The organism is Nonomuraea sp. NPDC005650, assembly GCF_040605375.1.
Taxonomy (GTDB): domain Bacteria; phylum Actinomycetota; class Actinomycetes; order Streptosporangiales; family Streptosporangiaceae; genus Nonomuraea.
The window spans coordinates 22,607-34,698 of the sequence record NZ_JBEXCR010000070.1; the positions used below are offsets into that span (position 1 = coordinate 22,607).

8 protein-coding genes are annotated in these 12,092 nt (G+C 71.5%); 5 read left to right on the forward strand and 3 right to left on the reverse strand.

Annotated features, from left to right (window positions below):
• Positions 1–9: 9 nt before the first annotated feature.
• From ABZS69_RS61840 to ABZS69_RS61860, 5 genes are all read left to right on the forward strand, one after another.
• Positions 10–396 (forward strand): hypothetical protein, encoded by a 387-nt coding sequence (locus ABZS69_RS61840; protein ID WP_355392739.1) that lies wholly within the window; start codon positions 10–12, stop codon positions 394–396.
• Between the two features lie 426 nt (positions 397–822).
• A complete protein-coding gene (locus ABZS69_RS61845) occupies positions 823–1,584 on the forward strand; it encodes a rod shape-determining protein (protein ID WP_355392742.1) in 762 nt (253 codons plus the stop codon).
• An 88-nt stretch (positions 1,585–1,672) separates the two neighbouring features.
• Positions 1,673–2,008 carry a TraR/DksA C4-type zinc finger protein gene (locus ABZS69_RS61850; protein WP_355392745.1) on the forward strand — a complete coding sequence of 112 codons (336 nt, stop codon included), beginning with the start codon at positions 1,673–1,675 and terminating at the stop codon, positions 2,006–2,008.
• Positions 2,009–2,068: 60 nt separating this feature from the next.
• Positions 2,069–3,640, forward strand: a complete 1,572-nt coding sequence (locus tag ABZS69_RS61855; protein ID WP_355392748.1) for a helix-turn-helix domain-containing protein — start codon at positions 2,069–2,071, stop codon at positions 3,638–3,640.
• Positions 3,641–3,768: 128 nt separating this feature from the next.
• Positions 3,769–5,013 (forward strand): FAD-dependent oxidoreductase, encoded by a 1,245-nt coding sequence (locus ABZS69_RS61860; protein ID WP_355392751.1) that lies wholly within the window; start codon positions 3,769–3,771, stop codon positions 5,011–5,013.
• Positions 5,014–5,024: 11 nt separating this feature from the next.
• On the opposite strand, the gene ABZS69_RS61865 is transcribed toward ABZS69_RS61860, so the two are convergent.
• The 3 genes from ABZS69_RS61865 to ABZS69_RS61875 form a co-directional block, all read right to left on the reverse strand.
• Positions 5,025–5,468 (reverse strand): hypothetical protein, encoded by a 444-nt coding sequence (locus tag ABZS69_RS61865; protein WP_355392754.1) that lies wholly within the window; start codon positions 5,466–5,468, stop codon positions 5,025–5,027.
• A 5-nt stretch (positions 5,469–5,473) separates the two neighbouring features.
• Positions 5,474–9,856, reverse strand: coding sequence for a hypothetical protein (locus ABZS69_RS61870; RefSeq protein ID WP_355392757.1), 4,383 nt, complete (start codon positions 9,854–9,856; stop codon positions 5,474–5,476).
• Positions 9,857–10,058: 202 nt separating this feature from the next.
• Positions 10,059–12,044 carry a sugar transferase gene (locus tag ABZS69_RS61875; protein WP_355392760.1) on the reverse strand — a complete coding sequence of 662 codons (1,986 nt, stop codon included), beginning with the start codon at positions 12,042–12,044 and terminating at the stop codon, positions 10,059–10,061.
• Between the last annotated feature and the right edge of the window lie 48 nt (positions 12,045–12,092).

The window sequence follows — 12,092 nt, forward strand, 5'->3', positions numbered from 1 at the left end:
GTCGGCCGTATGACGGGACCGTGGAGAACACCACACAGGTCCATCGCGTTCGCCGGCGTGATGGGCCTGGTCCTGCTGTCCCTGATTTTGCTGATGCTGACCGGCGCGGGGGGCAGGGCGAGCGGCAGCGGCCCGACCGCTGCGCAAGGGCCGGCCTCCGGCCCGGCGTGGAGCCTGGGCGGAGCGGACGCCGACCTGTCCAGCCTGCCGCCGCAGGCGGGGAGCGTCCGCGAGCACCACGTGCTGTCGTTGTGGCCGCCGCTGCGCGGCCAACGCCACGGCGATCTCGCCCATCTGGCGCTGCTGCCGTCACCGGGCTCGGACGCGGACACGCTTCGCGATCCTCAGCAGCTGGCGCACCGCACCGCGGGATCGCGCAGCCCGCCGCGCGCCTAGCCGACGTCTTCCCCGGCGGGCTCCGCAGCCACGCATGCCACACCGGCCACGTATGTGCCGCATCGGCCACCCGTGCCGCATCGGCCACGGATGCCGCATCGGCCACGTGTGCCGCGAAGCGTGACGCACCCGCCACGCGCGGCCGCGAAGACTGACGCACGCCCACGCCCAGGCTCACCCCTGGCGCTGATGCCCGCGCGCCATCGCGCCCGGAGACGTCTCGCAACCCATCCCTAGGACAAGGCAACCGGCAGCGCCGCCCGCCGGGGGCTCTTCCATGCCGTCCTCCGCCTCGACCTGCCTCGACACCAGCTAGGAGCCGATCATCGTCATGGCCGTTGTCAGATCAGTTCACCTCTCTTCTCGATTGAAGAGCCCAAGCGGGTCCGGCCGGCCGGACGCCCCGGCGGCCCGCGGGAGCGCGGGATGAGGCCGGCGCGGCGCTTCGTGGCGCTCGACCTGGGCACCGCCCGTACCCGATCACTGGTCCTGGGCGGGCACGCCATCGTCGACCGGCCGTCGGCGATCCTGCGGCGGTCGTCCGCCTCCGGCGAGCCGGACGTGGTGCGGCCCGTCCGGCACGGCATGGTGGCCGACCCGGGCGCCTGCCTGCGACTGGTGCGCCTGGTGGTGCGGGACACCCGGCTCTATGACAGCCGGCCGCTGGAACGGGTGCTGGCCGGGGTGCCGGTGGCGGCCTCGCCGAGCGATCGCAAGGCGGTCCGCGCCGCGGTCGCCGAGATCGCCGGATGCGAGGTGGCCCTGGTGGAGGAGCCGCTGGCCGCCGCCGTCGGCGTCGGCCTGGACATCCTCGGCGGCCGGCCCCGCCTGCTGCTGGACGTCGGGGCGGGCATCGTCGAGGCGGTCGTCCTCGACCGTGGGGTCGTCACCGACGCGGTCGCCCTCCAGCTCAGCACCACCACCGACGCGGGGCTGACCTCGTATGCGCTGGAGAACGTCGTCGACATGACGGCGGGCCTGCTCCGCCGCCTGCCCGGCGCGCGCGAGCGGGGCCTGGTGGTCACCGGCGGCGGCGCGCAACAGGAGCAACTGCTGCGCCGGCTGCACGCCGCGCTGCGGATGCCGGTCACCGCGGCGCCCCAGCCGCAGCACGCCACCATCCGCGGCCTGATGCGGCTGTGCCTGCAGCCTGCCCTGGCCGGCGGCCCTGCCCTGTCCGACCGCTGACGCGTTCGGGCACGACGAGATCTCCAGGCGGGACTCCACCCGCCACATCCTCCCTGACGGGTACCGTCACAGAAAGGAAGAAATGATCATGACGCACACGGGCACCCACCTCAGCAGCGTGCAGTTGCAGTCGCTGCGCCAGGACCTGCAGGAGCAGCTGGAGCAGCGCAGGCGGCACCTGGACGGGCTGCGCGAGCAGGAGCGCGACAGCAACGGCGGCGACGGCACCTGGCAGGAGCTGGTCGTCGCGGTCACCGCCGCCGAGCGCGCCGTCGCCGAGCTGTCCCAGGCCTTCGACCGGCTGACAGCCGGCAGCTACGGCCGCTGCGCCCACTGCGAGGCGGGCATTCCGTTCGAACGGCTCAAGGTCCGGCCGCTGGCACGTACCTGCATCGACTGCCAGCGGCGGCACGAGGCCGCCTGACACCGCGAAAAGAGAAGGGGGCAGGGCGTCCTGCCCCCTTTCACCATCACGGAGCTGATCGTGATCACATTGGATCGCCTGGTGAACGTGCTCGGCGGGTACGGCGTGCGGCTGTGCAACCGTCCCGAGGCCCGCGCGGCGGGTCTGCGCAGCGTGGCCATGCCCGACGCCGCCGACCGCCACATCGCCGCCGACCTGTTCCTGGCCGTCGGCGCCACCTCGCTCGCCGAGGCGGTACGGTGGGCGGCCGCGGCCAGGGCCACAGCGGTCCTGGTCCGCCCCGCCAAGATCGGCCCAGACAGCGAAACCGGCAGCGGCGCGGACGTCGAGCGCCAGGCCGCCGCGCTCGGCGACCGGCACGAGGTGGCCGTTCTGCTGGCCGACGACGCCGTGTCGTGGAGCCAGCTGGCCGGCGTGGTGTACGGGCTGGTGCTGGAGGGCCGCGAGACCGCGTCGGGACGCGGCCCGACCGACCTGTTCGCCCTGGCCGACAGCCTGGCCGACGTCATCGGCGGGGCGGTGACCATCGAGGACCGGCACTCGCGGGTGCTGGCCTACTCCCGTTCGCAGCAGGCGGGCGACCCGGCCCGGCTGGAGACCATCCTCGCCCGCCGTGTTCCCGACCGGCTGCGCGAGCTGTTCCAGCAGCAGGGAGTCCTCGCCCGTCTGGCGGCCACGGACGAGCCGGTGTTCGTGCCCGCCGATCCCGGGCACGGCCTGACCGGACGGATGGCGGTGGCGGTGCGGGCCGGCCGCGAGTTGCTCGGCTCCGTGTGGGTGACCTGTGAGCGTCCGCCGGCAGGCGCCCACCGCCGCGCCCTGGCCGACGGCGCGCGCACGGTGGCGCTGCACCTGCTGCGCTCCCGGGCCAGCGCCGACCTGGAGCGGCAGGTGGAGTCCGATCTGGTCATCCAGCTGCTGGAGGGCGGCGCCGACGCCGTCACGGTGATCAGCCGGCTGGGTCTGGCGCCGCAGCCGTTGCGGGTCGTCGCCGTGCGCGCCCACACCGACGGCGAGCGCCACGTCGCGCTGCTGCTGGCCTTCGAGCAGGCCACCACCGGGTTCGGCTGGTCCAGGCCCGGCCGCAGCGCCCTGCTGGGCGAGACGCTCTACACCGTCCTGCCCGCCGAGCAGGCCGACGCGGCCCGCCGCTGGATCTCCGCGCTGCGCGCCGAGCTGCCCGCCCGGGTGCAGGTCACGGCCGGGATCGGCGCACCCGCCGAGATCGAGGAGCTACCCGCCGGCCGTCAGGAGGCCGACGAGTGCCTGGCGCTGCACGAGAGCAGCCCGGACAGCGTCCCGCCCGCGTACGACGAATCGTGGGACGACATCCTGCTGCGACGGTTGCGCGCGGCCGCGCGCGCCGGGCGGACCCCGGCTCGCGGACCGGTTTCCACGCTGATGCGGCACGACAGCCGTCACGGAACGCGCTTTGCCGCAACGCTGCGGGCCTGGCTGGAAACCCAGGGTGACCTCACGGTGGCCGCCGAGCGGCTCGGCGTGCATCCCAACACCGTCCGCAACCGGCTGCGCAAGATGGGCGAGCTCACCTCGCTGGACCTGGACGACGCCCGCCAGCGCCTCGCCATGATCATCATGCTGGCCGCCTCCGAGGACGAGCCCCGCCGATGACCTGCCGCCGGCGTTGTGCCGGATCCACAACGGCGGCGCCGCGATTGTCGCCCGCCCACAACGCCGCCGGCTGCCGCCGGGGCCATGCTGACTGCGACAGCGGCATTCGTACCCCTTGGAGGTTGGACATGGTCGGCAACTGGCCGCGCTCGGTGATCGTGGTGGGCGCGGGCATCGTGGGCCTGTCGACGGCCTGGTTCCTGCAGGAGCGCGGCGTCCAGGTCGACGTGGTCGACCGCGGCGGCGTGGCGGCCGGCGCGTCCTGGGGCAACGCCGGATGGGTCGCGCCGGGGCTGGCCATCCCGCTGAACGAACCCGCCGTGCTGCGCTACGGCCTGCGCTCCCTGCTCAATCCGGCCGCGCCGCTGCACGTGCCCGCCAGCCTCGATCCGGGCCTGTGGAGTTTCCTGGCCCGCTTCGCCGCCAACAGCCACTGGCGCTCCTGGACCCGCGCCGCGCGCGCCAACCTGCCGCTGAACGACGAATGCGTCGAGGCGTACGAGGTGCTGGCCGCCAACGGCGTGTCCGCCCCGGTCGTCGCCGCGCCGATCACCGCCGGGTTCCGCACTCCGCGCCAGGCCGAGAGCCTGCTGCGCGAGCTGCGCAGGCTCCAGGCGGTCGGGCAGCACGTCGAGCACACCGTGCTGGACGGCGACCGGCTGGCCGAGCACGTCCCGCTCGCCGGCGCGGCGCTGGGCGCGGGGGTCCGGATCGACGGCCAGCGCTACGTCGACCCGGGCGCCTTCGTGCACGCCCTGGGCAAGGCCGTCATGGGCCGGGGCGCCACCGTGTACGCCTTCGAGGTCGACGAGGTGCGCACCGACGACCGGAAGGCGATCGTGCGCTCGGCCAAGGGCACCGTCCTGACCGCCGACGCCGTGGTGCTGGCCACCGGCGCGTGGCTGCCCCGCCTGGCCCGGCAGTGGGGCGTGCGCGTCCCGGTGCGGGCCGGCCGCGGCTACTCCTTCACCGTGCCCGTGGACCATCCCGTCCCCGGCCCCGTCTACCTGCCCGACGTGCGGGTCGCGTGCACGCCCTACCGCGACGGGCTGCGCGTGGCGGGCACCATGGAGTTCCGCGCCCCGGACGCCCCCCAGGTGCCCGCCCGGCTGGAGGCCATCATCGCCTCCGCCCGTCCCCTGCTGCGGGGCGTGCACTGGGACGAGCGCACCGACGTCTGGGTGGGGCCTCGCCCGGTCACCCCGGACGGACGGCCGCTCATCGGCGCCACGGTGGCACCCACCGTCTACGTGGCGGGCGGCCACGGCATGTGGGGCCTGGCCCACGGCCCGATCACCGGCCGGCTGCTGGCCGAGCAGATCACGACCGGCAAGCAGCCCGCCGCCCTGGCCGACTTCGACCCCCTCCGCTGACGCGCAGGCGGCTACGAGGTGATGGGAGCGGAGGCTTCGGTCCAGCAGTAGTCCCTGCCTCCGACCTCACCGATCGTGGCGAACTGGGCCGAGTAGCCGACCGCGCGCTTGCCCGGCAGCACCAGGCCCGCCACGCCGTCGCGGCGCACCAGCCTGGCCACCCCGTCGGCGTCCGTGGTGCCGTCGCCGATCTGCTCGCCCAGTTTCTCCCCAGGTGCGCCGATCCGTGCGAAGAAATGGACGCGTGCGCGGGCGACGGGCCCGCCGTCCGCAGTGAGTCTGGCCGTGAACGTGACCGGCGCCGACCTGTCGCTCACGTGCAACGGCTCGACCTCCAGCCGCGTCTCGGCGCAGCCGCGGATCCATGAGCACCCCGTCACCGCGACCAGCACGGCGGCCGCCAGCGCGAGCCCGCGGGACGGGCGCGTCCCGCGGGCGTCGTGGTCACCGTTCATCCGGCTCACTGTAGAAGCTGCTCACAGCTTCCCGGGTCGAATCCGTGCACCTCCCAGTCGGCCCCGTCGAAGGGCGACATGAAGTGCGCGAACAGGTCGATGATGTAGTCCTGCACCTGGTCGTCGGGGTCGAGCAGGGTGACCATCTGCTGGCCGTCGGCTCCCTTCAGCGTGATCGTGTTCGCGCTCTTCGGCGGGACGAAGCCGGGCTTGGTGCTGAGCGACAGGCAGAACAGGTCGATGCCCACCTCGAACTGGAGCTTGGAGCTGATGTCCCGCAGCTGCTGGTCGTAGCGGTGCAGCTGCACGGTCGTGGCGGGCCGCAGCCGCAACGTGTCGTTGAACGCGTCCGGACCGAGGTCCCTGTCGATCTTCACGTTCAGCGTCACGTCGTGTTCGAGGTCGAGCTGGTTCACCCCGAGGTCGAGGGTGCCGTAGTCGCCCTCGAAGCCGGGGAAGACGAATCCGAGGGCCGCGGGCGCCTCGAGCCCGAACGGGACCTTGCCCGGCTTGATCCTCAGCGTGTTGACGTCGTGCGCGGCGATCCCGAAATCGCCGAGCCTGCTCTCGTCCAGCTGGTAGTCGCCGTCGAGCTGGAAGGCGAAGAACCCGGCGGTGTACGGGATGTCCTTGCGGACGAACACCGGCTGCTTGGCGACCGGCGAGATGACCACCCCCGCGTGCAGTTCGACGAGCTTGGTCGCCTGGGGCTCGGACACCACGTCGATCGAGAGATCCTCGTTGACCTTGACGCCGGTGTCTCCGGCCAGATCGGTGAACTGGAAGGAGGCGTCGATGAGCTCACCCTCCGGCCGTTCGACGAACTTCTTCAGCAGCGCCCCCTGCAGGCCGAACAGCCCGTCGAGCGTGCTCGCGGCGGAGTCGTAGGTGAAGTTGGGGACCTGCAGGCCCTTGCCCGTGACATTCGCGCCGATGGTGAACGCCGCGGGCACGTCGGTGAACTCGATCACGCCGGTGCCGCGTTCGTCCGTGTCCGGGTCGACCGTCACCTTGGCCAGCAGCTTGTCCACGGCGGCCGAGTTGTCGACCTTGACGCTGGTCTCCTTGCCGTAGGTGCCCTCGACGGAGAAGGCGGCGGGCACCTTGTCGATGACGATCTGGCCGCGTACGACGCCGAGGTCGGGGACCTTCGCCTCGGCCACGACCTCCACCTTGGGCAGCGTCGCCACGGGCTCGATCGTGTAGTTCGCCGTGATCGATCCCTTGCCCGCGTCGAAGTCGCCGATCTCCACCTTGGTGATCTGCTGCGGCAGCCCGGTCAGCGTGGCCAGCGCCTTGATCGGGACGGGCGGCAGGATCCCGGCCGCCACGTACAGCTTCAGCTCGTCCACCTTCGGCCGGTAGCCGGAGAAGGTGAACGTCTTCTTGGCCAGGTCGACGGTGACGGCGGACGGCAGCCCGCTGAGGTTGACGAAGCCGCGCACGCCGAAGCAGCCGCGAGCCGTGCAGAACGGGCCGTCGTCCTGGCTGCCGCCCGAGCCCTCCACCAGCGCGATGCCGTTGGCGAACCCGGGCGCGCCGTCCGGAATGCCCGCGGCCTTGCCCAGCCAGACGTCGGCCTTGAGGTCGAGCGACTCGCCGCCCGCGTTGTAGCTGATCGCGCCGCCCTTGGCCGCCGACACCTCGATGTGCCCGGGGATGGGACCGAGCGTGCCGAGCCCGCCGAAGCGCAGGCCGCCGGCCAGATAGAGGTCGGCGTCCAGCGCGACGACCTGGCGGGCCGCCTGGAAGTCGGCGGTGAAGCCGGTGTCCTGCTTGCTGAACTCGGCGTTGCTCAGCCCGTCGATGCGCACGCTCGCGTCGAGTTGCTTGTCCGACTCGCGATAGTGGGCCGCCAGATGGGGGCCGCTCGGTGCCAGGGCGCCGTCGTGGTTGGTGGCCGCGATGGTGGCCGAGCCGATCGGTCCTGACAGGCCGGTGAAGCGGTAGACGCCCTCGCCCCAGTCGGCCTCGAACCGGGCGGGCACGGTGGCGACCCTGGCGGCGACCCGGAAGTAGCTGCCTTGCGCGTTCACCCTGGCGAAGGCGAACACCGAGGTGACCGGTTTGTCGGCGGTCCAGTTGAGATGTCTGGCCACCATGTCGGCGGTCACCGTGATGTGGGTGGGGACGTCGTCGACCGTGGCCTGCAGGTCCTCGCCGCTGGTGGGGCTGACCTGCGTCACGTACGCCTTGTTGACGTAGAAATCGAGCTTCTTGAGGCTGGTGGAGGTGGTGACGTCCACGGCCGTCTGGTCGCCGAGCGTCCAGGTCGCGTCCACGCTGGCCGGGAGCGCGGTGAGCGTCCCGTCGACCGTGGGGCCGCTCTTGACGTTCGCGTACGCGGCCCGCAGCGAGTTGATCACCGAGGCGGCGCGGTATTTGGCCTTCCTGGCGGCCGGGTCGAGGTCCACCTCCACCGAGGCGGGCAGGTTGGAGATCGCCACCCGGGCCAGGTGGGTGCCGTCGATGTCGGCCGCGCCGGAGAACGCCTGGCCGCCCGGATTGAGCGTGAGCAGGGCGTGCGGGTGAGCGCCGTACGTCACGTCGAACCCGGCGAGGCCGCTGATCGTGGCGGACGCGCCGATGGCGGCCGCGTCCTTGATCAGCGTGACGTGGTCGCCGGCCGGCGCCGAGACGGCGCCCTCGTTCCGCTGCACCAGTGCGGCGATGCGGCCGATCTTGGAGTCGGTGGTGGCCGTGATGTGGCTGGCCGGGTGGTCGTAGTCCAGCGTCAGGTGGGCCGGGAGGTCGGTGAGCCCCGCCTTGACGATGGTCTTGCCGGCCGCGCGGTCGAAGTAGACCGCGTCGAGGGTCTTGGCCAGCGGTGCGTTGGCGGCCACGTCCAGCGTGGTGTGCTGGCCGTCGGTGGAGGCGTAATGCGCCCGGATGTCGGTGGGGAGCTTGGTGAGCGCGCCTTCGGCCACCTTGTCGAGGCGTTCGCCGGTGTAGAGGTAGTTGTGCACCGACGCCTGCTCGATCGCCGCCGAGCTGGTGAAGTGCACGTCCGCCTCGCCGTTCCTGGTGTCGCGGGTGAGCTCGGCGGTCACCTGCGCGGGGAGCTGGTTGACGTAGATCTCGGTGAACTGGTCCTCGGCCTTGTCGGTGAGGACGAGGCCGTCCAGGACGGCCGGCTGCGACGAGGTGACCTCCAGCCTGCCCTCGATCCTGCCCGTGTCGAACCTGGCCCTGGCGGTGAACCGCTGCGGCACCGGGCTCTGCCTGAGGCTGGCCAGCGTGGGCTCGACGAGCTGCCTGCTCTCCAGGTCGGCGAGCCCGGCCACGGTGGCGATGGCCGTACCGGGCTGGAACCTGCACAAGCTGGCGCGGACGTCCACGATCCCGCGGGTCGCGGCGACGGGATCGACGGTGTAGACGCCCCAGTCGAGGGCCGACAGCGAGGTGCCGCGGCGGTAGCCGTCAAAACCGATGGAGAACCGCTTGAAGGAGGCGAAGTCGAGCGAGGCGGGAATGTCGTACTGCGCCCAGACCTGCGCCTTGAGCTCCCCGCCGTGCGTCTCGCTGGTCGGCAGCCGGGCGCTCAGCAGGCCGAGACCCGCGGCGATCTGGATGCTGAGGTCGTAGCGCTGCTGGGCGAGCTGCTTTTCCAGCTGCTTCTTCAGGTTGAGCAGCTCCAGCAGCTTCAGCGGGTCGTTGAGGATCTCCGTGATGTCCTTGATCACCTGGTTGAGGCGCTGCTGGGTGGAGTTGAGCGCGTTGGCGGCCGTGGTGATGAGATTGATGTCGAGCGCGGGCACGAGATCGGCCAGCACATCGGGGGTGCCGTCGCCGGTGACGTCGGCGACGACGGGCACCACGATCGGGCGCGGGATCGAGCACGAGACGGACCTGGAGGCGCTCTCTGCGCACAGCCGGTACGTGATCAGCGGGATGCCCTCGGGCAACGCCCGGTACAGCGCCACGAGGTCGAAGCCGCTGAGCTCCTTGACCTTGGCCGCCGCCTGGCCGACCGCATCGGCCACGGGTCCGGGCAGATCGAGGACGCCGGCCTGATCGGTGGCGGGCATGTACTTGCGCACGTCGAGGTCGACCTTGCCGCCGGTGACCAGTCCGTGGCTGGTCAGCCGGGCCTTGGCGGCGGTGTCGAGCTGATCGAACAGGGCGGGGCCCGCGGGGATGGTCACCTGCGGGGGCTCGGGGCCGACGGGGCGCGCCTCCACCGGGCGCGCGGCCAGGGACGGGCCTCTGGGCACGTTCACCGTGCCGTCGGGCGGGACCTCGATCTTCGGCACCTGCTCGATGACCGGTTTGGCGGCGATCGCGGGGCCGGCGGTGGCGACGGGGCCCTCGGTGGACAGCGGGAGTGGAGCGGGGTCGGCGATGGCGGGGGCGGCCCCCAGCGCGATCACGCAGGATAAGGCGGACATGACGATGAGTGCACGCGATAACGCATGCCTGAGGGCGCGGCGCATGTGGTTCTCCCCGTGGATCGCTCGACGTTCCAGGGAGAGCGGATCATCTCGTTGGACTAGGCGTCAATAACGAAACCACAACAAGATCTGGGATACCAGGTCAAACATCGAGTTAGCGCCATCAAACGCTCATATCGGAAGCGGCGGGGCCGGTCGGCTAAGAAATGCGCTTCCAGTAAGAGGAAATGAAACCCCAGAGCAGATTCCGGTCCAGACTCAGGCTCGCGTTCTTGTCATACCAGAGGCCCGTGAAGCCTCGTTGAACGTCGAACGCACGTGTCATCGGCTTGAGATCGAGCTCCACGATCTTGTTGGCGAATGGGCCGATCCACCCGGGCCTGCCGGCCAGATCCGCTTCGTTCCAGCGTGGGCCGAGAACGGGACCGAGGGCTGATATCGTCCGCTGCCTGTCGCTCAGCAACAGCGGCCGGTTGTCCACGACCGACATGTCTCCCTTGATGAGGACGTTGTAGGCCATCTGGCCGATCTCGTCGAAGGTGGATTTCGCCCAAGCCTTGCCGACCTTCGTACGCTGCGGATCCGATGCGCCGAGGCTGCTTTCCTTGCCGTCGGTTATTTTCATCGTGCGGCCCTTGAGAACGTCGAACTCGCGGCCGAACTGGCCGATCCGTTTCTGTAAGAAGAAGGGATTCCTTCCGTCCTCGGCGAACTTCGCGAGCGCGAAGAGGGCGGTCGCGGGAGCGGTGATCGTAAGAATCCCCAGAGCCCACTTGACGTCATGCCACCGCTTGGCCGGACTCTGCTTCCAGTCCCGGCCCTTCAGGCTCGCATAGCGGGGGGCGGGCCAGGTCCGGGCGGCGATGCCCGCGCCGGTGCTGAGCAAAGCCGTGCCGAATCCCAGCTCAGCGGCGTGCTTCCAGTCCCAGCCGGCGCCGCCGGCCCATCCCGTGGCCGCCAGCACGGTTGTGCTCACCGCCCCGCCGGCCAGGATCCTGGAGAAGGCCCGCTCCCAGGTGGCCGACTCCATGGCCTCGGCCAGGCCGGTCAGCGCGGGTCCGCCTCGGCGCAGGAGCGCGGGCAGCGCGCCGTGCGCACCGGCCATCAACCCGCCGGCGAGCACCCCGAACGACATGTCCCGGACCAGCTTCCCCACCTCGACGGTGCCGGTGGCGAACAACTGATCGATCGCGCTCAGCCCGCCGGAGAACATCGCGCCCAGCGCGGCCTGACGGATCATCAGCAGGATGATCCGCAGGGCCAGGCCCTCCGTTCGGATCAGCTTCTTCACCACGACGTCGAGCAGCGGGCCGAGCCGGGGGGCCAGCAGCTTCGCGAGGAACATCAGCGCCACCACGAACGCCGCGCAGGCCAGGAATTTCTCCCTGGCCTTCACGATCGCGTCGTAGGCGACCTGGCCGCACGCGGCGAGATGCTCGCACCGCCGCCGCAGGTCCGCCAGTTGCCCCCGCTCACCGTGCACCACCCGCGCGGCCCTGCCGAACGCGGCCGTGGCGAGCCCGGACCCGGCCCCGGCCCCGGTCACCCGACCGGCCTGACCGGCGACCTGCTCCTGAACCTCGCCGACCAGGCGTCCCAGCGCCGCCGCGGCGTCCCGCAGCCGCGCCACCCCGCCGAGATCACCGTCCGGCCACGCGGACCCGCAACCTACCGACTCGAGGAACCAGATCGCCTGGCTCACGAAGCCGGGCGGCGGCGTGGTCGTCGGCAGGCCGCCCGGGCCCACCGGGGGCCGGTATTCCTCCGGGTCCGTCAGCCATCCTGGGCACGACTGCGCATAGGGGATCCCGGTGTCCGCGGCATACCTGCCCCCGGCGCGGATCATCCTCGCGTTCGCGTTCTCGGCCGCGGCATGCGTACACCCGGCGACAGCCATTCCGGCGGCCATCCTGCGTAGCAGGTTCACCGCCGCGGCCAGGTCCTTCAGCAGATCGTCGCGTAGCCCGGCGAATCCCGGCACGTTCTCCTTGGGAACGCCCTCGAACAGCGCCCGGCCCAGATCGTCCTGGCCGAAAGGCCGCTCATCCATGGCCCGGCAGAACCTGTCCACGCCCTCGGCCAGATCGTCGGCAACCTCCCGGACGCCTCTCCCCGCGCTGACCCAGGTCCCCGGGGCGAATATCAGCACCCCCGAAGAGGCCAGATCGTTGGTGGCGATGTCCATCAACCTCGGTAGTTCGGCGATCGGGAAATCGTAGAGAACGCTATGACA